The sequence below is a fragment of the Rhodococcus sp. 14-2496-1d genome (genome assembly GCF_002259365.1).
In the GTDB taxonomy this organism is placed as follows: Bacteria; Actinomycetota; Actinomycetes; order Mycobacteriales; family Mycobacteriaceae; genus Rhodococcoides.
Genome location: NZ_NPFV01000028.1, coordinates 100,863 through 123,170 on the forward strand (window position 1 = coordinate 100,863; position 22,308 = coordinate 123,170).

General features: G+C 66.1%; 20 protein-coding genes and 1 riboswitch. Of the genes, 14 read left to right on the forward strand and 6 right to left on the reverse strand.

Annotation, left to right across the window (positions count from 1 at the left end):
* Positions 1-28 precede the first annotated feature (28 nt).
* Positions 29-1,828 carry a DEDD exonuclease domain-containing protein gene (locus tag CH296_RS20635; protein ID WP_094631714.1) on the reverse strand — a complete coding sequence of 600 codons (1,800 nt, stop codon included), beginning with the start codon at positions 1,826-1,828 and terminating at the stop codon, positions 29-31.
* A 147-nt stretch (positions 1,829-1,975) separates the two neighbouring features.
* Between CH296_RS20635 and CH296_RS20640 the strand changes: the two genes are divergently transcribed.
* The 5 genes from CH296_RS20640 to CH296_RS20660 all read left to right on the forward strand — a co-directional run bounded on the left by CH296_RS20640 (position 1,976) and on the right by CH296_RS20660 (position 7,007).
* On the forward strand, positions 1,976-2,257 hold the full coding sequence (locus CH296_RS20640) for a hypothetical protein (protein WP_032394407.1): 282 nt from the start codon (positions 1,976-1,978) through the stop codon (positions 2,255-2,257).
* Positions 2,258-2,372: 115 nt separating this feature from the next.
* Positions 2,373-2,534: riboswitch (cyclic di-AMP (ydaO/yuaA leader) on the forward strand.
* Between the two features lie 18 nt (positions 2,535-2,552).
* Positions 2,553-3,107, forward strand: coding sequence for a C40 family peptidase (locus tag CH296_RS20645; protein ID WP_179277790.1), 555 nt, complete (start codon positions 2,553-2,555; stop codon positions 3,105-3,107).
* 382 nt (positions 3,108-3,489) lie between these two features.
* A complete protein-coding gene (locus CH296_RS20650) occupies positions 3,490-4,476 on the forward strand; it encodes an NlpC/P60 family protein (protein WP_217901427.1) in 987 nt (328 codons plus the stop codon).
* 30 nt (positions 4,477-4,506) lie between these two features.
* Positions 4,507-5,859, forward strand: coding sequence for a hypothetical protein (locus tag CH296_RS20655; protein WP_094685659.1), 1,353 nt, complete (start codon positions 4,507-4,509; stop codon positions 5,857-5,859).
* A gap of 23 nt (positions 5,860-5,882) precedes the next feature.
* The gene (locus CH296_RS20660) at positions 5,883-7,007 is read left to right on the forward strand and encodes a glycosyltransferase family 4 protein (RefSeq protein WP_094631670.1); all 1,125 of its coding nucleotides are present in this window, start codon (positions 5,883-5,885) and stop codon (positions 7,005-7,007) included.
* Between the two features lie 25 nt (positions 7,008-7,032).
* Here CH296_RS20660 and CH296_RS20665 read toward each other — a convergent pair whose 3' ends face one another.
* On the reverse strand, positions 7,033-8,838 hold the full coding sequence (locus CH296_RS20665; protein ID WP_094685660.1) for a long-chain fatty acid--CoA ligase: 1,806 nt from the start codon (positions 8,836-8,838) through the stop codon (positions 7,033-7,035).
* 236 nt (positions 8,839-9,074) lie between these two features.
* Between CH296_RS20665 and CH296_RS20670 the strand changes: the two genes are divergently transcribed.
* The 6 genes from CH296_RS20670 to CH296_RS20695 all read left to right on the forward strand — a co-directional run bounded on the left by CH296_RS20670 (position 9,075) and on the right by CH296_RS20695 (position 13,761).
* The gene (locus tag CH296_RS20670; protein ID WP_082322388.1) at positions 9,075-9,467 is read left to right on the forward strand and encodes a polyketide cyclase / dehydrase and lipid transport; all 393 of its coding nucleotides are present in this window, start codon (positions 9,075-9,077) and stop codon (positions 9,465-9,467) included.
* Positions 9,468-9,618: 151 nt separating this feature from the next.
* Positions 9,619-10,053, forward strand: coding sequence for an SRPBCC family protein (locus CH296_RS20675; RefSeq protein ID WP_094685661.1), 435 nt, complete (start codon positions 9,619-9,621; stop codon positions 10,051-10,053).
* 29 nt (positions 10,054-10,082) lie between these two features.
* Entirely contained in the window at positions 10,083-11,309 is a 1,227-nt protein-coding gene (locus tag CH296_RS20680) for an ArsA family ATPase (protein WP_094685662.1), read from the forward strand.
* A 40-nt stretch (positions 11,310-11,349) separates the two neighbouring features.
* Positions 11,350-11,823, forward strand: coding sequence for a hypothetical protein (locus CH296_RS20685; RefSeq protein WP_094685663.1), 474 nt, complete (start codon positions 11,350-11,352; stop codon positions 11,821-11,823).
* 55 nt (positions 11,824-11,878) lie between these two features.
* Positions 11,879-12,853: an ROK family protein gene (locus CH296_RS20690; RefSeq protein WP_045194888.1), complete on the forward strand. Its 975-nt coding sequence runs from the start codon at positions 11,879-11,881 to the stop codon at positions 12,851-12,853.
* Between the two features lie 179 nt (positions 12,854-13,032).
* Positions 13,033-13,761 carry a 1-acyl-sn-glycerol-3-phosphate acyltransferase gene (locus CH296_RS20695; protein WP_032394397.1) on the forward strand — a complete coding sequence of 243 codons (729 nt, stop codon included), beginning with the start codon at positions 13,033-13,035 and terminating at the stop codon, positions 13,759-13,761.
* Positions 13,762-13,782: 21 nt separating this feature from the next.
* Here CH296_RS20695 and CH296_RS20700 read toward each other — a convergent pair whose 3' ends face one another.
* A complete protein-coding gene (locus CH296_RS20700) occupies positions 13,783-15,075 on the reverse strand; it encodes a glycosyltransferase 87 family protein (protein ID WP_094685664.1) in 1,293 nt (430 codons plus the stop codon).
* A gap of 79 nt (positions 15,076-15,154) precedes the next feature.
* Between CH296_RS20700 and CH296_RS20705 the strand changes: the two genes are divergently transcribed.
* Both CH296_RS20705 and CH296_RS20710 read left to right on the forward strand, forming a co-directional pair.
* Complete coding sequence (locus CH296_RS20705; RefSeq protein ID WP_032394707.1) at positions 15,155-15,646, forward strand: polyadenylate-specific 3'-exoribonuclease AS; 492 nt, start codon at positions 15,155-15,157, stop codon at positions 15,644-15,646.
* A gap of 45 nt (positions 15,647-15,691) precedes the next feature.
* On the forward strand, positions 15,692-17,077 hold the full coding sequence (locus CH296_RS20710; protein ID WP_032394396.1) for a class II 3-deoxy-7-phosphoheptulonate synthase: 1,386 nt from the start codon (positions 15,692-15,694) through the stop codon (positions 17,075-17,077).
* On the opposite strand, the gene pknB is transcribed toward CH296_RS20710, so the two are convergent.
* On the reverse strand, positions 17,078-19,060 hold the full coding sequence (gene pknB, locus CH296_RS20715; RefSeq protein ID WP_094685665.1) for a Stk1 family PASTA domain-containing Ser/Thr kinase: 1,983 nt from the start codon (positions 19,058-19,060) through the stop codon (positions 17,078-17,080).
* 217 nt (positions 19,061-19,277) lie between these two features.
* Between pknB and CH296_RS20720 the strand changes: the two genes are divergently transcribed.
* Positions 19,278-19,649 (forward strand): Rv2175c family DNA-binding protein, encoded by a 372-nt coding sequence (locus CH296_RS20720; RefSeq protein ID WP_032394395.1) that lies wholly within the window; start codon positions 19,278-19,280, stop codon positions 19,647-19,649.
* Here CH296_RS20720 and CH296_RS20725 read toward each other — a convergent pair.
* Complete coding sequence (locus CH296_RS20725) at positions 19,646-20,611, reverse strand: phytoene/squalene synthase family protein (protein ID WP_032394394.1); 966 nt, start codon at positions 20,609-20,611, stop codon at positions 19,646-19,648. The genes CH296_RS20720 and CH296_RS20725 overlap by 4 nt on opposite strands.
* A gap of 10 nt (positions 20,612-20,621) precedes the next feature.
* Positions 20,622-22,262, reverse strand: coding sequence for an alpha-(1->6)-mannopyranosyltransferase A (locus CH296_RS20730; protein ID WP_094647691.1), 1,641 nt, complete (start codon positions 22,260-22,262; stop codon positions 20,622-20,624).
* Positions 22,263-22,308 lie beyond the last annotated feature (46 nt).

Sequence of the window (22,308 nt, forward strand, 5' to 3'; positions counted from 1 at the left end):
GGTGTCCGACGCGAGCTACCCCCAAACCCTAATGGCTGCCATATCCCGAGAGCCGTTCCGCAGGCTCCACTCCTGCCCACACTTGTCGTTCCGCAGGCTCCACTCCTGCCCCGAACGGTCGTTCCGCAGGCTCCACTCCTGCCCTCGCTGCTTCTCTCGCCGTCCGACACCACGACTCCCACGAACCCGCCGACCGTGCCGGGCTGCAGTACCCACTGCTCGTGCGCACGATCCGGACTCCGTCCGTGCGCAACCACGCCGCGATCAGTCCCACTTCTTCCGGCGGCGCACCGCGAAGCGGCGTCGTATCGGGCAGCACCGTTTCGGCCGACGCGGTGATGGCATCGACGACAGGCATCGGATGCACTCCGCGCGGTGCGACGGCAGCGCCGGCCAGACGGCCGAAGCGCACCACGATCAACTCCCACCCGCCGTCGGCCGTTCGTTTCGCCGCAACGAGTTCGGCAATGGCGGCCACCGCCGCCGATCGGTGCATCCTGCGTAGTGCATCGACGGTGATCGCGATTCGATCACGCAGACGAGCGGCCGTCTCGAACAGCTCCTTGTCCGCGAGCTCGGCGACGCGGCGGCGCATGGAGTACAGCACGGCATCGTCCTGACCGCACACGAGCGCGAGAAACTGCCTCGGGGCATCCGAGTACTCGTCGGCCGTCAACGGTCCGCACAAAGCCGCAGGGCAGCCTCCGACGTCTGTTGCCGGGCACTGGTCGCCGTGTCGAACCGAGCGCGCGAGTCGGCGAGTGCAGGTTCGCAGGCGGCAGAACTCGGCGACGAGCGCAGCGGCCTCTGCGGCGTCGCCGCGAACCGAGAACGGTCCGAGACTGTTCGGTGTCGGTGTGCGGACGATCGACAGGCGGGGGAACGCCTCGTCGGTCAGGGTGATCCACCACCCCTTCCTGGGGAACTTCGAGCGGCGGTTGTACGGCGGGACGTGCGCCGAGAGCAGACGTAACTCGCGGACCCCGGCTTCGAGCGCGTGCGCACACTCGACGTGGTCGACGCGAGTCGCCAGTGCGACCATCTCCTTCATCCGGCCTCTCGTCTCCGAACCGGTGAAGTAGTTGCGCACACGCCGCTTGAGGTTGTTGGACGTACCGACGTACAGCACCTCGTCGGACGGGCCGCGGAACAGATAGACGCCGGGCGTGCCGGGAAGGTGAGCAGCCAGCCCGCGTTTGGCGCGCTGGCCGGCCGACACTGCGGGCAGGTAGTCGACCAACTCGGCGTAGCTGTGAACCCCCTGATTGCCCACCCGTTCGATGAGGCCGTGCAGAACGTCGACGGTCGCTCGGGCGTCGTCGAGCGCGCGGTGGGTGGGCCTGGTACCGGATCGGAACAGTGTGGAGAGCGCGGACAGCTTCACCGAAGGTGCCTCGTCGCGCGTCAGAACGCGTCGAGCCAGCTTGACCGTGCACAGCACCTGGAACCGCGGCCATGCGATGTCGAGACGACTGGCGGCGGCTCTGAGGAATCCCGTGTCGAAGCCGGCGTTGTGCGCCACCAGCACCGAACCGCGTGCGAACTCGAGGAAACCGGGAAGAACCCGTTCGATGCGCGGCGCGCCGATGAGCATCGCCGATGTGATGCCGGTCAGTTCCACGATGTACGGCGGGATGGATCTGCCCGGGTCGATCAGGGTGGCGAATTCGCCGAGAATTTCGCCGCCTCGTACCTTGACCGCGCCGATTTCGGTGATGGCCTCGGTGTCCGCGCTTCCGCCGGTGGTCTCGAGGTCGACGACGACGAACGTGGTCTCGTGCAGCGGGGTATCGAGTTCGTCGAACGTCAGCTGGATGGGCAGGCTCACCGCGACGACGTTAGGGCCGACCCCCGACAAGAACGTTCATGGTGCCGTCGAACGTCGCCGTGTCACGAAACCTGTCGGTGCCCGTCGCTATCTTTCGCTTCGTCGGCCGATTCGGCCGCCGGAAACCGCAAAGAGACAAGGATCACAATGATCATCGACTGCAGTGACTGCCTGGTCCGTGACATCGCCTGCGCGGACTGCGTCGTGACGGTGCTTCTGGGGGCTCCGGGGATGCCGTCGAGATCGGACGGCCGGTGGGTCGGGCCGCCGTCTCGTATCACTCTCGAGCAGGAAGAACTCGGTGCCATGGGTGTGCTCGCCGATGTCGGCCTCGTGCCCGCACTCAAGCTCGTTGTGAACGATGACGACACCGCCGAGGTTCCGTTGTTATCGACTCGTGACACACCGGGGGATCAGCGCGCCGGCTAGCGAGAATCGAGCCGAATCCGCTCGCCTCGGCGAGTTGGGGTCGACACGGGGGTATGCCATTTCGTAACCTTCCTGAGACCTTGCGGAGTCTCGCCAGTCCAAACCGGAGTGGCGTCGCAAGTCACCGCCTAATCGTTCACTCGCGAGAGTGTTCGTACCGGGAACCCGATATCTACTGGGGTGAATCCCGCTGAGCCACCACACGGTGGCCGGTGGGTAGGGCTGCTCTTCCCAGCCCGAACCCGTCAGCTAACTCGGTCGGCGGACGATAGGAAGAAACGGAGCACCATCTTTCGTGGCGTCACAACTTTCCAACCGATCATTGCGGCGAGTCCTCGTAGCCGGAGCGCTCACTGCAGGCGTGGTCATCATTCCCGCTGCACCCGCAATGGCGGCCCCCCTCACCATTCCCGGCGTCGGAACCTTCGAGATTCCTGACATCCCGGGCCTCCCTCCCCTCAACATCCCGGGTGTGCCTGCACCGGGTGCGCCGTTGGCACCCCAGGTCACCCCGGCAGCAAAGGCCGTTCAGGCCGCTGAGTCCAAGATCGGAGCACCGTACGTGTACGGCGCTTCGGGTCCGGATTCGTTCGACTGCTCGGGCCTCGTCCAGTGGGCGTACAAGCAGGCCGGCATCAGCCTGCCCCGTACCAGCTACGACCAGGCGGCCGCGGGCACTCCGGTCTCGCGCGACAGCCTGGTTCCCGGCGACGTCGTGTCGTTCTACGGCGGCTCGCACTCGGGCATCTACGTCGGCAACGGCAATGTCGTGCATGCATCCACCTCCGGCGTTCCGGTCAAGGTTGCTCCGCTTGCCTCGATGCCGTTCGACGGTGCTCGCCGTTACTGATTCGAGCGAGCGACGTCCGCTGTGATCGACCGACAGGGTCGAGCCGTCCATCGGCTCGGCCCTGTCGTCGTATCCGGACACCGGCCGCGCGACACGCCGATCCGGTGGACAGGGAAGCCCCTAGTTCGTAATCTGATCGAGACCTGGTCGATGTTTACTTTGTGACCTGTCACCTCGAATCCCCATCGATTTCGGGCCGTGTTCACGTCCGCGCCCGCAAGAGCATGGGTATGGTTCGGTTTCGGTCCACTTTTCCAACCGTTGCCTCGCTCGAGGCAACACGTGTGAGGACGGAGAGTCGCTTTCCGTGGCCCTATCGAGATCTACCCGAGCGTTGCGGCTGGCCCGCAACTCGGTGGTTGCTGTCGCACTGACCGCGTGCATGGTCGTGGTCCCGATGACGACGGCGACCGCGCAGCCGGGATTCGACTCGGCGTCCGACGCGCAGACCGAACTCGCCGAGCTCTCTCGCCAGTCCGAGCAAACCAACGAAGCTCTGCACAACGCGCAGATCGATCTCGACGCCAAGAACCAGCAGCAACTCGACGCACAGGTCGCCGTCGACCGGAGTCGTGCCGCACTGGAGGCAGCGCAGGCGCAGTTGGCGCAGCTCAAACCGGCCATGGACAAGGTCGCCAACGTCAACTACCAGGGTGCGCGGACCAATCGACTGTTCGCCGTGATGGTCAGCGATTCGCCGCAACAGTTGCTCGACCAGATGTCTGCACTGGACGTGATCTCTGCCGATACCGCCGACCAGGTCGCTCGATTCAAGCAGGCGAGCTCTGATGCCGTGACGGCCGAGCAGGCCGCAACGACGGCCGCCGACCAGGCACGTGTCGCGGCCGAACAGGCCAAGGCCGTCAGCGACGACCTTCAGGCCAAGCAGAGTGAGCTGCAGGGTCAGATAGCCGAGGTCATGGCTGCCTACAGTGCGCTCTCGTCCTCCGAGCAGTTGGCTCTCGCCGGATCGGCCCTGCCCGAAGGATTCGATCCCACCACGATTCTGCAGAATCTGACGCCGGGATCGGGTGCCAGTGCGTTGCAGGCCGGCCTGACGCAGATCGGCAAGCCGTATGTCTGGGGCGGCACCGGTCCGGACGGCTTCGACTGCTCCGGTTTGGTCGTGTGGGCCTACAAGCAGGTGGGCAAGACATTGCCGCGGTCGAGTCAGGCGCAGGCAGCGGGCGGAACGCCGGTGGATCAGAAAGATCTGCAGCCGGGCGACGTCGTCCTGTTCTACCCGGACATCTCTCACGTCGGGATCTATGCCGGGAACGGCAACGTGCTCCATGCCTCCACCTTCGGTGTTCCTGTGAAGGTTCAGTCGATGGCATCGTTCCCGTACTACGGTGCGCGTCGATACTGAGGTGCGCCTCGACGATCGACGAACGCCTGCGTGAGTGGCTCGAACCGGCGCTCCGGATTGCGTGTTCTCGCCCGATCGCTACGAGTGCGGTTGCTCGCCGTCGTGCTCGTGGCCGCGGTGGCCGTCTCGGTCGTCCTAGTTCACCGCTTCGACAGCACGTCCAGCGCAGGTACTGCCGACTCGACAGTCGCGGGAAACCCGCCGACCTACGATCAGCAGCGTCGCGCCGAGGTGACCGTTCTCCTGGACCAGTGGGCCCGTGCGGTTCGCTCCGGCGATCTCGATGCACTGCGGGAGTCGATGGATCCTCTGGCCGCCCCCGACTTCGTGGAGGCGCAGGTGCGCCGGGCCGCAGTGGTGCCGGGCGTGCCCTTCTCCGAGTTCGACTACGAGTTGGGTGACGAGCCCGAAACTCCGGTGCCGCCGCAGATCGCCGAGGCGCTGGATTCGACCGACGTCTGGGCACCGGCGGTGTATCTGAAGTACGCGGTCGCCGGGCCGGACGCGTCGCCGACGCGTCGGCCGGTCTCATTGGTGGTAGCCGAGCGGGACGGTCGCTGGCGGCTGGTCGACGACGCGGACCTGACCGAATACCGACGCCACACCTGGCGTGGGCCGTGGGATTTCGGGCCCTTGAAGGTGCGCTCGGTGCCCACCGCAGCCGGGACATCGGTGGTCATGGGGCATCCGGACCGCGAGCAGTTCGTCGAGAGCCTGGCCGCCGAACTTCCGTCGGCAACCGCGGCCGTCACCGACTTCTGGGGGGACGATTGGGCGCGCGACGGGCTGGTGTTCGTCGCGTCCTCCGCGGAGGAGTTCGCCGAACTGACGGGGTCCGCGCCGTCCACCGAGGTGGCCGCAGTGACGGTGTCCGACGCGGTGGTGGGCGACGGCTCCCGTCCGACGGGTCAGCGTGTGGTGTTCGGTCCCGACGCCGCGACGCGGTTGACGCCCTTCACCGTGCGCTCGGTTCTGCGCCACGAGTTGACCCACGTGGCGGCGAGGGCGAAGACGTCCGACGGTACCGAGCTGTGGGTGTCGGAAGGGTTCGCCGACTATTCCGGGTATCGAAATTCCGGTGCCGAGTTCGTGCAACTCGCCCCCACTCTCGCGGCGATCGTGGCGGCGGGCGGGCCGCCGACGGTGCTGCCGAAGAACGAGGACTTCGGTGCAGGCGGGGCCAGATCGAGTGTGGCCTACGAATCGGCGTGGTCGGTGTTCGCATTCGTGGCCGACAGATTCGGGGAGTCGAGGCTGCGCACCCTGTACGAGTCGCTCGCCTCCGACAGCTCCACCGATTCTGTCTTCGCGTCGGTGTTGGGAACGAGCCGCGCACAGTTCGTCGCCTCGTGGGGCGACTGGGTGGCTCGCCAGGCCGGTTGAGACGGGGCGCTACGGTTGTCGCCATGCGTCGTACTCTGCTCGTGACGAACGACTTTCCTCCTCGCCCGGGTGGTATTCAGTCCTATCTCCACAGCTTCGCCTCGCAACTGCCGGCCGACGAGCTGGTGGTGTACGCACCGCGGTGGCGGGGCGACTCGCACGAGAAGTTCGATGCCGCGCAGCCTTTCGAGGTGATCAGGCATCCGACGACCCTGATGTTGCCGACTCCGCTCGTCGCGCGTCGCGCAGCTCGAATCCTGAAGTCCCGAGGCTGCGATTCCGTGTGGTTCGGTGCGTCGGCTCCGTTGGCGGTGATGTCGTCGTACCTGCGCAAGGCCGGGGCCGATCGCATCGTGGCCAGTACGCACGGTCACGAGGTCGGTTGGTCGATGGTGCCGGGCGGGCGTGCGACCCTGCGCACGATCGGCGAGAACACCGACGTGGTGACCTACGTCAGCAAGTACACCCGGGGGCGCTTCAGCTCGGCGTTCGGGCGGACTGCCGCCCTCGAACACCTACCGCCCGGTGTCGACACCGATCGCTTCGTGCCCGACGACGCGGCGCGAACGGACCTTCGCGCGCGCTACGGCCTCGGTGATCGCCCCACCGTTCTGTGCCTGTCCCGGCTCGTTCCGCGCAAAGGGCAGGATTTCCTGATCCGTGCGCTTCCGGGGATCCGCCGGGCCGTCGACGGAGCGGTCCTGGTCATCGTCGGCGGCGGACCCTACGAGAAGACCCTGCGCGAGCTCGTTCGATCCACCGGAATGGAGCAACACGTGGTGTTCACCGGCACCGTGCCGTCGGCGGAGCTCGCCGCCCACCACACCATCGCCGACGTGTTCGCGATGCCGAGCCGCACCCGAGGTGCCGGTCTCGATGTCGAAGGTCTCGGCATCGTCTACCTCGAAGCGTCGTCCTGCGGCGTACCGGTCGTCGCGGGCATGTCCGGGGGTGCGCCGGAAGCGGTGCAGCACAACAAGACCGGTGTCGTCGTCGACGGGACGTCGGTCTCGGAGATCACGGACGCGATCGTGCGAATCCTGTCCGATCGCACGCTGGCAACGCAGATGGGCAATGCCGGCCGCGCGTGGGTGGACGCGGAATGGCGCTGGGACGTGCTGACCGAGAAGCTGCGGTCACTGATCTGACGCGCGTCATCGCGATGCGGTGCACCTACCGGGCGTAGATCGATTCGATCTCGTCGGCGTAGGCGGCGGTGATGACGTTGCGCTTGAGCTTCATGGTGGGAGTCAGCTCACCGCTCTCCTCCGAGAAGTCGTGGGGGAGGAGTCGATACTTCTTGATCGACTCCGCATGTGAGACGGACTTGTTCGCGTCGGCAACGGCGGCGTCGATCTCCGCGACGAGTTCGGGGTCGGTCTGCAGATCGGCTGCGGTGGCGTCGGCGGCCTTGCCGTGGGAGGACTTCCAGCGATCGAACGCATCCGGATCGAGGGTGATGAGCGCACCGATGAAGGGCTTCTGATCGCCGACGACGACGGCCTGGCTGATCAGCGCACCCGCCCGCAGTTGGTCTTCCAGTCCGGCCGGTGAGACGTTCTTGCCTCCGGCGGTGACGATCAGTTCCTTCTTGCGACCCGAGATCGTGATGTACCCGTCTTCGTCGACCGAACCGAGGTCTCCGGTGCGGAACCAGCCGTCGTCCAGCGACTCGGCGGTCGCGACCTCGTTGCGCCAGTAGCCGTCGAACACGACCGGTCCGCGGAGTTGGATCTCGCCGTCCTCGGCGATGCGCACGGTGTTGCCGGGCAGTGGACGCCCGACGCTGCCGACGCGTTGGAAGCCGATGGTGTTGACCGCGAACGCCGCGGTGGTTTCGGTCAGGCCGTAGCCCTCGTAGATCGTCACGCCGATGCCCCGGTAGAAGTGGCCGAGACGGGAACCGAGAGGCGCTCCGCCGGAGATCGCGAGCTCGCACTTACCGCCGAGCGCTGCCCGCAGTTTGCCGTAGACCAACTTGTCGAACACGGTGTGCTTGGCGCGCAACACGATTCCCGGTCCACCGGTGTCCTGCGCCTCACTCCACGCCACTGCGCATTCGGTGGCGAGGTCGAAGATCTTGCCTTTGCCGTCGGCGTGCGCCTTCTGCTTGGCGGTGTTGAAGACCTTCTCGAACACTCGCGGTACCGAGAGGATGAAGTCCGGCTGGAACGTACCGAACGTCGCGACGAGATTGGGGATGTCGTTGGTGTGGCCGAGCGTGACTCCGGCATCGAACGACGCGATGCTCACTGCGCGGGCGAGGACATGCGCGAGCGGCAGGAACATCAGGGTGCTGCGGCCCTGCCTCATCAGTGATTTCAGCGAGGTCTCGCGAATGCCGAGTGATTCGGCGAGCAGATTGGCATGGGTCAGTTGGACGCCCTTGGGACGACCGGTGGTTCCGGAGGTGTAGATCAATGTGGCCGGGTCGGACGAGGCGAGTGTCGAAACACGTTGATGTACCTGGTCTTCGGTGATCTCGGATCCGCCGTCGGTCAGGGCCTGTACGGCGTCGGACCCGGCGGAGTTCTCGATCACGAACGTCTGCCGCACCGACGGCGCAGCTGCCACAACGGTTTTCGTTTCCCGCACGTGTGCGTCGTTCTCGAGTATCAGCAGGACGGGCTCGGCGTCTTCGAGGATCCATTCCACCTGCCCGGCGGAGGAGGTCTCGTAGATCGGCACCGTGACACCGCCTGCGGCCCAGATCGCGTAGTCGAGAACCGACCACTCGAATCGCGTCGACGACATCAGGGCGACGCGATCGCCTTGCTCGATGCCAGCGGCGATGAGGCCCTGTGCCACTCCGACCACCAGTTGTTCGAACTCGGCGGCGGTGACGTCGAGCCACTGCCCATCGACCTGGCGGCGGAACACTGTCGTGTCCGGTGAGTTACGGGCGCGGACGAAGACGGTGTCGACAGCCGAGTCGGTGTCCGCGATGTCGTATTTTGCGGCGACGGTGAACTCGCGCACGGGATTACCTCCGGATAGAACGGGGAGAACGAAAGTCGATAGCTCGGCTTCACAGATACTCTAGACCCGGGCTCGCGGCATCGAAATGCGCCCGGAGTGGAGCCTGCAGGAACGACCCGGGAACAGGGGAGTGGAGCCCGCAGGAACGACCCGGAAAGAGGGGAGTGGAGCCTGCAGGAACGACCAGGGAAGAGGGGACGCGCACGGCCGGGGAACCGATGTGTGAAGCTCTGTCGATGAGCAGTATTCAAGTTGCGGATCAGACGTTCGTGGCCGCCTCGGGCGAGCGGGTTGCGCATGCGTTCGCATCGCCCGCTCGGTGGCGTCGATGGTGGCCGGATCTGAACCTGACCGTCACCGAGGACCGGGGCGAGAAGGGGATCCGCTGGGCGGTGCGTGGTGGTGTGGTCGGAACGATGGAACTGTGGCTCGAGCCTGCGCTCGACGGTGTGATCGTGCATTACTTCCTGCATGCCGAACCTGCCGCAGGCACCGACGTCGCGGCGCACCAGCATGCCCGTCGGGTGGCCGGACGCGCGATGACGTTCGAGCTCAAACGAGAGCTCGAGGCCGGTCGGTCTGCAGGTGAGGCACCCCACCACGTAGCGTCGACTTCGGCTCGTGAATGAACCGCGCGGTACGGTCGGCCGGTTCGCGTTGTGCGGCGGCGGATCGATCGTGTGAGATAGGCCTGCGCGAGTTCGACGGCACCGAAGCGAACCGAGCTGATCGAAGTACCCGAGCTGATCGAAGTACCCGAGAGGAAGCGGACCAGTAGTCATGGCGGAGAAAACCCAGAGGTCGATCGTCGTCGAAGCCCCACCGAGTCGGGTCATGGACGTCATCGCCGATTTCGACGCGTACCCCACGTGGGTGTCGGCCGCGAAATCCGTCGAGGTCCTCGAGGTCGACCAGGACGGCCGTGGCAAGCGCGTCAAGTTCGTGCTCGATGCGGGAATGGTCAAGGACACCTACGAACTCGAGTACGACTGGGCGGCAGACGGCAGTTCGGTCTCGTGGAATCTCGTGTCCGGTGAGATGCAGAAGTCTCAGAACGGCTCGTACACGTTGAAGGAGACCGGCGGCGGCACCGACGTGACGTACGAGCTCACCGTCGATCTGAACATCCCGATGATCGGTCTGTTCAAGCGCAAAGCAGAAAAGGTCATCACCGACACCGCGCTCAAGGAATTGAAGAAGCGGGTCGAAGGCTGACCGACGCTCGCACCGAAGCCCGCACCACGGTGTTGCTGTTCCTCGGCAAAGGTGGCGCGGGTAAGACGACGTTGGCGGCTGCGTCGGGTCTGCGACTGGCTCAGGCCGGTGAGCGGGTGCTGATCGCCTCCGTCGACCAGGCGCACTCGCTCGCCGACGCATTCGCGGGGGACGCAGAGGCCGCGGATTCGTCCGGTGTTCGTTCGATCGCTCCTGGTCTCGACATCGTCGAGATCGATACGTTGGCGTTGCTCGAAGCGCGGTACCAGGGGCTGGGCTCGCTGATGGCCGTGGCGTCCGCGGGACACGAGCACGGGGTGAGTTTCGGGGCGATCGAACCGGAGGAGTTGCTCGGTCTTCCCGGAGTCGAAGAGCTGCTCGGCATGCACGAGATCGTCCGTCTCGCCGACGAGAATCGCTGGGACACAGTGATAGTCGACCTTCCCGCATCCGCGGATGCCCTGCGGACGCTGCAGCTGCCCGATACCGTCGCCGCGTACGTCGAGCGGATCTGGCCCCTGCATGCTCGGATGGTCTCGGGCACCGGCTCCGATGTACGTCTGACCCTCGTGGTGGCGATGATCGAGCGAATCCTCGCTCAGGTCGGCTCCGTCCGGTCCCTGATCACCGACTCCGCTCGTACCGGGGCGACCGTCGTCGTCACCGCCGAACAGCTGTCGGTCGTCGACGCGGAGAGAACACTGTCGGCGGCTGCTCTGCTCGGCATCAGAATCGATCGTGTTCTGGTCAACAGAATCCTGCCGAAGCTCACCGCGTCGTCGATCGGTCTCGTGGGCGCTCACCCGGCCGTGTTCTGGTTCGAGAGGTGGCGGGCGGCGCAGCTCGACGCGGTCGCCGAGCTGCGTCGACGCGTCGGTACGGTACCGATCGTGGAGGTGGAGCACGCTCCCGGTGAACCGGTAGGGTTGGGGCCCTTGCAAGATGTGGCCGATCGCCTCGAACCGGACTCCCTCGAACGGCGCGCGCCGGGCTGGGGTGAGCAGCCTTCGGTGGTGCTCGAGTCGGGTACCGGACTCGAATCCGTGTACGCGATGAGAATGCTGCTGCCGGTGGCGGATTCGACGACCTTGGGCTTGGGGCGAGTGGAGGACGACTTGATAGTCACTGCCGACGGGAGGCGACGGCGCCTCACATTGGCGTCGGTGCTGCGTCGGTGCATCGCCGACTCCGCCGAACTCGACGGACCGTTCCTCGTTGTGCGTTTTCGCCCGAACCCCGACGTGTGGCCACTGTGACTTCGACGACCTCTACGACCCCGACGGCCGGGGTGATTCGATGACCTCGGACCATTCCGAGCTGGGGGCGGATCTGCTGGCCCTGGCGGACACCGTGCTGACGCGACTCGAGCCGATCCTGCGCCGGGTCGCCGAGACGCAGCAGGATCGTGACCAACAGGGATGCAGTTGGTGCCCGGTCTGCGCGCTCGCGGCCCTGGTGCGCGGTGAGCGCCACGATCTGGTCGAGCTCGTGGCCTCCGAGAGCGCCGTGGTGATCGCGCTGTTGCGTCAGTTGCTCGCAGATCACACGACCTCCGGGGCTCCACATTCTGCGACGCAGGCACCCACCGAGTCGCCGTCACCCGAGGCCGCGGCCGAATCCGGACCCGGCAGTGCCGGCATCCCCTCGGACCCGGCAGAGGTCGCGGACGTGTCGATCGACACGAAACTGCAGGATGCCCGCCCCGCGTCGTTCGTTCCGATTACCGTTCGAGTGAAGAATTCGCAGTCGGACGAGCGGGAGCGTCCGTGAGCGGTACGACTCGGGTGCAGGCCGGGTGGGGGACGGCCGAGGAAGGCATGAACGAATGAAGCGGCACCACCAGCGATTGACGGTCGGCATCGACGTGGGCGGGACGAGCCTGCGCGCGTCCGTCGTCGACGAGGACGGTCAGGTACTCGACTCGACTGCCGCTCCTACCCCGCACACTGCTCGCGCCCTCGAACGCGGTCTCGACCGCGCCGTGCAGGAACTGGCCGGGCGACACGACATCGCGGCCGTTGGGCTCGCCGTCGCCGGGTTCATCGACTCCGATCGCACGACGGTTCTCTTCGCCCCGCATCTGCCGTGGGTGAACACCCCCGTGGCGACGGAGATGAGCATGCGCATCGGTCTGCCGGTCCTGCTCGAGCACGACGCCAATTCTGCGGCTTGGGCCGAGTATCGCTTCGGTGCCGCGTCCGGTGGTCGCAACGTGGTGATGGTGGCCATCGGTACCGGCATCGGTGCTGCGCTGCTGATCGACGGCAGGATCTACCGGGGCAGCCACGGGGTGGCACCGGAACTCGGTCACATCCAGGTCGTGCCGGACGGCCGGGCATGTCCCTGCGGCAAGCGCGGCTGCTGGGAGCGGTACTGCAGCGGCACCGCTCTGGTGGACACGGCAGTCGAGTTACTGGCGGCGGACCCGGCGTCGTCGACAACCCTGGCACGTGAGGTGTTCCTCGACCCGGGGTCTCTGACCGGCCGCCGCATCGCCGGCGCTGCGCACGAGGGCGATTCCATCGCCCGCCGCACGATGGAAGACTTCGCGCAATGGCTCGGCGTCGGGCTCTCGATGGTCAGCGACGTGTACGACCCCGATCTGATCGTGTTGGCCGGTGGAGTGGCGACGTCGTCGAGTCAGTTCCTGGCCCGCGCGACCGACAAGTACGCCGAGCTGGTGACCGGTGCAGGGCATCGGCCTCTTGCGCGGATTCGCAGTACTCAACTCGGTGAGGCAGCAGGCATGATCGGGGCCGCGGAGTTGGCCCGTGCGCAGTTCGTCACCGGGGTTCGGTGACTGTTCTTCGCCCGCTTCCTGTGACCTCTGTCCCGGGTTCGGAGATGATGTGGCTGGTGTCATAAACCGTGGGTACAGTTCACTACGCGGCACGGTTCGAGGAGGCACGGCCGCAGTCGATTCGCTCCAGGGCGAGGCGGCACCAAACGATTTCCCGACCATCTTCAGGGAGCATGTCAATGTGGTACTGGCTGGTTAAGTACATTTTCGTCGGCCCCCTTCTCATCGCCCTGGGTCGGCCCACGATCGAGGGTGCGGAGAACATCCCGACGGAGGGTCCGGTCATTCTGGCCAGCAACCACAAGGCCGTTCTCGATTCCTTCTATCTCCCACTCAAGACGCCCAGGCGCATCACCTTCCTCGCCAAGAGCGAGTACTTCACCGGACCGGGTCTCAAGGGTGCGTTCCAGAAGTGGTTCTTCACCGCGGTCGGTCAGGTGCCGATCGATCGCACCGGAGCCGACGCGGCACAGGACGCTCTCAACGCAGGTGTGCGCGTGATCGAAGCAGGCAAGGTTCTGGGTATCTACCCCGAGGGCACGCGGTCGCCCGACGCGCGGCTGTACAAGGGCAAGACCGGGATGGCGCGTCTGGCACTGCAGACCGGGGTCCAGGTGATCCCGGTTGCGATGATCGGTACCGAGAAGATGAACCCGATCGGTTCGCGAGTGTGGCGTCCGGCGAAGGTCACCATCCGAATCGGAAAGCCCATCGACTTCTCTCGCTTCGAAGGTATGGCCGGCAACCGTTTCGTCGAGCGTGCCGTCACCGACGAGGTGATGTACGACCTGATGTTGCTCTCCGGTCAGGAGTACGTGGACGTGTACGCCGCGTCTCTGAAGAAGGCTGCACCCGCGGCGGAGTCGGCTCCGACCGCGCAGCGTATTCCGGATTCCAAGGCAAGCTGAAGCTGCCGGCTCGCTCCGCGGTCAGAGTGCGGGACGAGTGTCGGCCTTCGTATCGGTTCGGTCGGTCCACCCGATCGCAGCAAGCGCGACGATCGACGCGAGAGCCCACCACACGTAGCCCGAGGCCGCGAACTGATCCACGAGCGGCCAGCCGAGGCCGCTCCATCGGCCCTCGCCGAGCTTCCAGTGCGGCGGGTAGAGCATCAACGCCAGCCCGACGGCCACCAGGGTCGCCAGCAGCGCACTGCGGCGGCGATAACCGAGAACGGCGAGCACAACGGTGAACGGGATGGCCCACACCCAGTGGTGTGACCACGAGACCGGCGACACCAGCAGACCGAACATGGCGTTGATCGTCAGCGCCAGCGCAGTCTCGCCTGCGGCAAAAGCTTTCCGCATCGCCACCGCCGCGATGGCGAGCACCACCACCGACAACGCGAGCCAGAGGATCGAGCGGGGCACTTCGTCCAACCCGAGCCGTGCGAGCACTCCTGTGATCGACTGGTTGGGTGGGTAGGCCGGGCCGCCGATTCGGTCGGAATCGACGATCGTCTCGGTCCAGTACCTCACCGAGTCGGACCACGTGAGCGCGAAACCGATCGCGGTGAAGACCGCAAAACTCAGCACCGACACCACCGCTGCTCGAAAGTCCTTGCGCAACAGGAAGAACAGTACGAACACCGCGGGCGTGAGTTTGACGGCGGCCACGAGACCGATCAGCACACCTCGAGGCCACGGCGTCTTCTTCGGTAGGCAGTCCAGTGCAACGAACGCCATCAGCACGATGTTGATCTGCCCGTAGTTCAGCGTCGAGGTGACCGGCTCCAGTACGAGCACGGCCACCGCGAACGCGGCACCGGCAGACCACCACATCAGTGCGCGAGGGCGTACCCCGAGCGAGGTGAGAGTGACCACGATCGTCACCAGTAGCAAGAGCATGGACAGCACGGTGACCGCGATCGAGGCGGCGTACAGCGACACCGACGACAGTGGGCTGAAGATCGCCGCGGCGATCGGGGGATAGGTGAACGGCAGCGTGGTACCGGTCGCGATCGGAGGCAGTTGACCGTAGAGATCCCCGCCCTCGGCGAACACCTGACCGCCGAGTCGATACACGTCCAGATCCAGTCGGTAGTGCTCACCGATCGGACGCAGACCCGGGAAGCCGTTGAGATGGAACAGCACGCCCACGACGGCACCGATCAGCACGAGGACCCTGCTCGACGCCACCGCCCAACTCGGCCACCGGCGTCGCGTCGGCGCGGCGGGCTCCGGTGCTTCGGCGACCGGACGGTTGGTGTCGGGCGAGGTCACAACGTTCCCTTTCAGGGCTGTTCGGATCGTGGCTACCGGTACGTGGGGGGCGTGTCCAGGACGCGCTAGGGTGAGCCGCGTGCGCTACTTCTACGACACAGAGTTCATCGAGGATGGTCGCACAATCGAGTTGGTCTCGATCGGTGTGGTGTCGGAGGACGGCCGCGAGTTCTATGCGGTGTCCTCCGAGTTCGACCCCGAGCGCGCCGGCCGCTGGGTTCGACGCAACGTACTTCCCAAGTTGCCACCGTACTCGTCGCCGCTGTGGATGAGCCGGTCGCGAATCCGGGACGAACTGCTCGAATTTCTCGTTCCGCACTACGGTGCCGAGGTCGAACTGTGGGCGTGGGTTGCGGCGTACGACCATGTGGCGCTCTGCCAGCTGTGGGGCTCGATGACCGAGTTGCCGCGTTCGCTGCCGCGGTTCACTCGTGAGCTGCGCCAGCACTGGGAGGATCGCGGCAGTCCCGAGCTGCCGTCGGTGCCGGACGACGCTCATGACGCCCTCGCCGACGCGCGGCACAATCTGGCGAAGTTCCAGGCGATCGAGGAGCACTCCTACCGCGGGTGAACACCCGTTGTCCTGCGGCTTCGGCGGTGCGAATATCCTGTAGCGGTGAACTGGACTGTCGACGTACCCATCGATCGCTTGCCCGACCTGCCGCCGTTGTCGCCGACGCTGCGCTCTCGATTGGACGATGCGTTGGCCAAGCCGGCTGCGCAGCAGCCGCAGTGGGATCCCGAGCATGCTGCCGACATGCGCAAGGTGCTCGAGAGCGTTCCTCCGATCACCGTCGCCGGTGAGGTGGAGGCGTTGTCGGACAAGCTCGCTGCCGTCGCTCGCGGTGAGGCGTTCCTGCTCCAGGGAGGCGACTGCGCCGAGACGTTCGTCGACAACACCGAGCCGCACATCAAGGGCAACATCCGCACGCTGCTGCAGATGGCGGTGGTGCTCACCTACGGCGCGAGCATGCCGGTGGTCAAGGTCGCCCGTATCGCCGGCCAGTACGCCAAGCCGCGTTCGTCGAACATCGACGCTCTCGGTCTGCAGTCCTACCGCGGCGACATGATCAACTCCCTCGTCGCCGACGAGAGCGTCCGCGGCCACGATCCGTCGCGACTGGTGCGCGCGTACGCCAATGCGAGCGCGGCGATGAATCTGGTCCGTGCGCTCACCGGTGCTGGCATGGCCGACCTGCACAAGGTGCACGACTGGAACCGCGAGTTCGTCGCGCAGTCGCCCGCCGGTGCGCGCTACGAGGCGCTCGCGGGGGAGATCGACCGCGGACTGCGGTTCATGGATGCCTGCGGCGTCTCGGACCCCAATCTGCACACCGCGCAGATCTTCGCCAGCCACGAAGCGCTCGTTCTCGATTACGAGCGTGCGATGCTGCGCCTGGACAACACCGACGATCACCCCAAGCTGTACGACCTGTCCGCGCACTTCCTGTGGATCGGCGACCGCACCCGCCAGCTCGACGGGGCGCACATCGCGCTGGCCGAGCTGATCTCCAACCCGATCGGTCTCAAGATCGGGCCCACGACCACGCCCGAGATGGCCGTCGAGTACGTCGAGCGTCTCGACCCCACCAACAAGCCGGGCCGTCTGACGCTGATCTCACGCATGGGCAACGGCAAGGTGCGCGACATCCTGCCCGCGATCATCGAGAAGGTTCAGGCCACCGGCCACCAGGTCATCTGGCAGTGCGACCCGATGCACGGCAACACCCACGAGGCGTCGACCGGCTACAAGACGCGGCACTTCGACCGCATCGTCGACGAGGTGCAGGGGTTCTTCGAGGTCCACAACGGCCTCGGAACGCATCCGGGCGGAATTCACGTCGAACTGACCGGCGACAACGTCACCGAGTGCCTCGGCGGTGCCCAGGACATCTCGGATCTCGACCTCGCCGGACGGTACGAGACGGCCTGCGACCCGCGGCTGAACACGCAGCAGAGCATCGAACTGGCATTCCTCGTCGCCGAGATGCTTCGCGACTGATCAGGGAAGCGAGACGACCTTGACCTCGGAGCCCGGTTCCACGCGAGAACCGGCTCCGGGGCTCTGGCTGATGACCAGAGATCCGTCGGTGTCCACCACCTGACGGACGTCGATGGGCAGGCCCAACGTTTCGAGGGTGGTCCGGGCCGAGCCCACCGACCGGCCGAGCAGCGACGGCACGGTGACCGCGTTGGACACCTCGAGTACCGCGGTCGACCCGGATCTCACCGTCTCGCCGGCTTCCGGCGTCGTCCCGATCGCCTTTCCGCCGTCGGTGTCCTCGTCGAAGGCCTCTCGAACCTCGCCGACGGTGATGCCGACCGATTCCAGCGTCGTTCGGGCCTGGTCCACGCTCTGCCCACGTACGTCGGGTACCTCGACCGGCGGCGCGCCTTTGCTGCGTAGGACCGTGACCGAGCTGCCGGTGGTCAGGACCGTGCCCGGAGGTGGGTCCAGTGCCGCGACTCCGCCGATCGGTGCGGAGGTACTGAAGGCCTCGCCGCCGTCGACGGGTGTGAAGGTCCGGTCTCGCAATTGCTGTTCCATGTCTTCGACGGATGCGTCCGCGTCGATGGACGGAACCGTGGGGCTACCCAAGGACACCAGGAGAAACACAGTGTCGCCCTTGGCAATTCGCGATCCGCCGGTGGGGTCGGTGCCGATGAGAAGATCGGTGTCCACCGAGTCGGAGTAGGTTCCGCGCACCGCGGCTTCGAGGCCGGCCGCCTCCACGGCGCTGGTCGCACCGGTGGTGTCGAGCCCGTCCACCATCGGGACAGCTGTGTATCGCCCGGAGCCCATCCACCAACCGCCGAAGCCGACCAAGACGGCGAGCAGGGCGACGACGAGGAGCCAGATGACGATCGCGCGGCGCGATCGTTGGCGATCGGCGTCGAAGTCGGGGAACTCGTAGTGCCGTCGGCCGGTCGGGAGTGGCCCTGGCGGCGGCCCGTCGAACGGTTCCTGGCTGTCATCGACGCCTCGGGACGTGGGCGAGGTGACCACCCGGGTGTGCTGCACCCCGTGTTGCTGGGGCGGGGGCGGAGAATTGTCCACGACCTGGGTGCGAGCGGACGGCGGACGGTTGCCTGCCACCGTCGTCGGTGCTCCGGCCGCAGCCGAGCTCAGGTGCTCGGCCGAGCGTTTGGGTGCGGGCACGCGATACTCGGGCAGCGCGAGCGCCGATGCGGCAGCGCGCAGGGCACGGGCCATGTCGTCGGCATTGCGGTACCGGTGCTCCGGGTCGCGGACGGTGGCCCGTTGGACCACCTCGTCGAACTGCGGGGGAACGCCGGCGATGAGGGTGGAGGGGCGCGGTACGTCGTTGTCGATGCGCTGGTAGGCGATGGACAGTGAGGTGTCGCCGGTGAACGGTGTGCGTCCGGTCAGAAGCTCGAACAACACGACACCGACGCCGTACACGTCGCTGCTCGCGGACGCGGAGCCGGTGGTGACCTGCTCGGGAGACAGGTACGCGGCGGTGCCCAGAATCACACTGCTCGACGTCACGGTGGAGGCAGCGATGGCCCGGACGAGACCGAAGTCGGCGATCTTCACGTCGCCGTCGTCGCTGATCAGGATGTTCTCGGGTTTGATGTCGCGGTGCACGAGGCCGGCTCGGTGGGCGACGGCGAGTGCGTCGAGGACCGGGCGAACGACGGCCGCGGCAGCGTGCGGAGGCATCGGACCGCGCTCGCGCAGCAGTTCACGCAGAGTTCCGCCCTCGACGAGTTCCATGACGAGGAAGGCGTGTTCGCCGTCGCGCCCATGGTCGTAGACGGCAACGAGGCCCGGGTGGCTGAGCCTGGCCACGGCCCGTGCCTCGAACTCGAAGCGCTGCACGAACTGGGGGTCCTCGGCGAACTTCGGGTCCATGATCTTCACCGCCACGGGGCGGTCGAGCCTGGTGTCGAGTCCGCGGTAGACCGTCGACATACCGCCGCGCGCGATCGGTGCGTCTATTCGGTATCGACGATCGAGCATCGAACCCGGTATCACCGAACCTCCCCTCGTCGTCCACTCGTCTTCCGGCTCGGTCGCCGGACACTGAAGACGATCGTATCGGTGCCGGAGATGCCGACCGACGATCGTGGCTTGTGTCTCGGACCGGCTGGGTCGGCTGCACAGGAGTGGAGCCTGCGGAACGACCCGGCTGTGACGCTTTTGAAGTCTCGATGCCGGACCCGTTAACGTTACCTGCGTGAGTGCCATTCCCTATGCCGACGACGTGCTCGATCCGTCGGAGTCCGTGCTGCAGTTCGCCGATGTCGCGAAGATCCTCGACGTCCCCAAGACCCGCGTCGAACAGCTCGTCCGAGATCGCCAGTTGCTCGCCCTGAAGCGTTCACGCGTGCCCGTCGTACCGGAACAGTTCCTCGATTCGAGCAAGGGCACCATCGTCAAGGGGCTGCCCGGTCTCCTGGCCGTGCTGCACGACGGCGGCTACGAGGACGAGGAAATCCTGCGGTGGTTGTTCACCGAGGACGAGAGCCTGCCGGGTGCACCCGTCGCTGCTCTGCACGGCGACCTGATGCGCGAAGTGATCAGGCGCGCACAGGCCATGGCCTTCTAGCGAACCGTCGCGCGCTTGAAGCCGGTGACGGCGAACTGCGGCAGCGCTATGCGCGCTCTGGTCCACTGCGGCACCGTCGCGCGTTGGGAGAGCACACGGTAGCCCTGTGACTCGACCTCGTCGAGTATGCGGCCGTACAGAATCGACGCCGTGCGCATCGACGGCCGCACTCGCGGATCCAGCATCTCGATGCCTGCATCGGACGTGCGGTAGATCGAGCGGGTGACGGCGATCAGGTGTGCGAGGGCGCGGGTGACCCTGGCGTCGACACTGCCCGTGGTGCGGCACCACCGGAGTAGTTCTTCGTCGACGCCGAACGCCGCGAGCTCGTCGGTGGGCAGGTAGATGCGGTCGCGATCGAGGTCCTCACCCATGTCGCGGATGAAGTTGGTCAGCTGGAACGCCTCGCCCAGGGCTGCGGCCGGGGGCTCGGCCACGGACCGCTCGACGACGGTTCCCAGGATCGGCAACATCTGCAGTCCGATCACGGCGGCGGAGCCGTACATGTACTCGCGCAACTGCTCCATCGTGCGGTAGCGCGAGACGAACATCGGACTCCCCGGAATGTCCATACGCATCGAGTGCATGAACGCGAAGAAGTAGTCGTGCGGAATGTCGTAGCGCGCCACGGTGTCGCACAACGCGCTCAACACCTGATCGGACACGCTGTCGGACAGGGGTTTTCCCGCCAATGCGTCGCGCACCCTGGATTCGATCACGTCGAGTTCGACGATGCGACGGGCGTTGAGCTCGTCCGATCCCACGGCGATGTCGGTGCCTTCGAGGTCGACGATGTCGTCGACCATTCGGGCGAACCCGTACAGCGCGTGTACGCCTGCGCGCTTGTCGGTGGGGAGCAGGCGAGTGGCGAGGAAATACGTCTTGCCGTGTTGGGCGTTGAGTTCGCGGCAGATGCGGTACGCCGCGTGCAGTTCAGGATCGATACCGTCGAGTTCTTTCATCATGCGGCCCTCATGACGTGGATTCGTCTCCGGTCGGTTCCGTTGCTGGGGTCTTGGGCGCGTTCGGCACGGCACGGTGTTCCCTGGATCGGTCCGATCGTAAACGCAGCGGATCGACGCGTGTCAGCGCCAGAGCTGCGACGACCGCGGCGAAGATCGCCAGTGCGACGTGTCCGAAGGTGTACAGGCCGATCGATCCGTCGGGTTGGAAGACGAGCATGAGCCACGTCGACAGACCCGTCAGGATCATCAGGGTCGTGCGCGAGAGGGCGAAGCCTGCGGCGATCGCCAGTGGCCACGAGTAGTACCAGGGCAGGGCTGCGGGGGAGAGCACGACGGTGGCGACCAGGGCGATCAGGATGCCCTTGACCGCATCGCGTTCGGATCTGCGGCCCAACCACCAGGCCACCGCCAGAACGACCACCAGCGCTATCGCGCACAGCAGACGAGTCACATCGAGAACGGGTCCGAGGCGGAGATCGAGGAACCACGACGTGCCGACGGTTACCAGGTGCGCCAGGATCGTGGGCAGCGAGAGCCAGTTGATGATCTTGGCCGATCCGGAAAGAGCGGTCAGCCAACCGATTCCGACTCCGGCGATCACCGACGCCACGGCGAACACGGCAACGAAGACGGAGGCTCCGATGCCGGCGGTCTTGACGAACGCCAGGACGGGCGACATCGGCTTTCGTCCCTCCGCCTGTGCCTTCTCCCGCAGATGGAGCATCCAGATCCACACCAGGAAAGGCAGCGCGAGGCCTGCTGTGGCCTTGATCGCCACCGCGATGGCGACCAGCGCGATGCCGCCCACGTGTCGATGCTCGAGCGTCAGCACGATTCCCGCGGTCATCAGGCCCACCATGAGCAACTCGTTGTGCACCCCGCCGATCAGGTGGATCAGGACCAGAGGGTTGAGGACGGCGAGCCACACCGCGGTGGTCGCTCGGCCGCCGAGGTGCTTCGCCAGCCGCGGAACCGCCCACATCATCAATGCCAGACCCGGCAACATCGTCAGGCGCAGCAACATGGTTCCAGCGATCACGTTGTCGCCGGTCAGGCTGGTGATTCCGCGGCCGAGCAGCAGGAACAACGGGCCGTACGGCGCAGTGGTGGTGGTCCAGACATTGCTGACGTTGTCGAGCAGAACTCCCGGATTGGCAACGGGGCCAACGGCATACGGATCGAATCCGTCGCGGAGCAGAGCGCCCTGAGCCAGGTACGAGTACGCGTCGCGGCTGAACATCGGCACCGACAGCAGTAGCGGTGCGGTCCATGCCGGGACGATCCAGCGCAGTTCACCCACCGTGGTGCGGCCGTGCAGAGTCGCACGCCCGAGCCGAACCCAGGCGGTGATCATCAGCAGTACGCCGACCCAGACGATGATGGTCGACAGGACGAATCCGTGGCCGAATCGCAGCCACGACAGGTGCATCTCCTCGAGCAACGGATCGCGCCTGCGCACACTGCCGGCCCCGAACCCGCCGAACACGATGCACACGGCGCCGACCACACCGAGTATCGCGGCCTTGCCCTCGGGACTGCGAAGGAAGTTGCCCGTTGCGGTCAGTCTGGACGGTCGTCGCGAATCCGAGGGAAGGGGGCCGCCCGACGATCGATCCTCGGAGGTGGAGTGCGACGAGATCGAAGACATTGCCGCCTGCTCCTCCTCTGCAACGAGTTGTGGGTCGAGATCCGTA

Bases quoted from the DNA above. Each gene is read 5' to 3' on its own strand.
- CH296_RS20640 (WP_032394407.1), top strand. From the start codon at position 1,976: ATGATCATCGACTGCAGTGACTGCCTGGTCCGTGACATCGCCTGCGCG.
- CH296_RS20695 (WP_032394397.1), top strand. From the start codon at position 13,033: ATGTGGTACTGGCTGGTTAAGTACATTTTCGTCGGCCCCCTTCTCATC.
- CH296_RS20690 (WP_045194888.1), top strand. From the start codon at position 11,879: ATGAAGCGGCACCACCAGCGATTGACGGTCGGCATCGACGTGGGCGGG.
- CH296_RS20725 (WP_032394394.1), bottom strand. From the start codon at position 20,611: ATGAAAGAACTCGACGGTATCGATCCTGAACTGCACGCGGCGTACCGC.
- CH296_RS20730 (WP_094647691.1), bottom strand. From the start codon at position 22,262: ATGTCTTCGATCTCGTCGCACTCCACCTCCGAGGATCGATCGTCGGGC.
- pknB (WP_094685665.1), bottom strand. From the start codon at position 19,060: ATGCTCGATCGTCGATACCGAATAGACGCACCGATCGCGCGCGGCGGT.
- CH296_RS20685 (WP_094685663.1), top strand. From the start codon at position 11,350: ATGACCTCGGACCATTCCGAGCTGGGGGCGGATCTGCTGGCCCTGGCG.
- CH296_RS20670 (WP_082322388.1), top strand. From the start codon at position 9,075: ATGAGCAGTATTCAAGTTGCGGATCAGACGTTCGTGGCCGCCTCGGGC.
- CH296_RS20660 (WP_094631670.1), top strand. From the start codon at position 5,883: ATGCGTCGTACTCTGCTCGTGACGAACGACTTTCCTCCTCGCCCGGGT.
- CH296_RS20675 (WP_094685661.1), top strand. From the start codon at position 9,619: ATGGCGGAGAAAACCCAGAGGTCGATCGTCGTCGAAGCCCCACCGAGT.
- CH296_RS20650 (WP_217901427.1), top strand. From the start codon at position 3,490: ATGGTCGTGGTCCCGATGACGACGGCGACCGCGCAGCCGGGATTCGAC.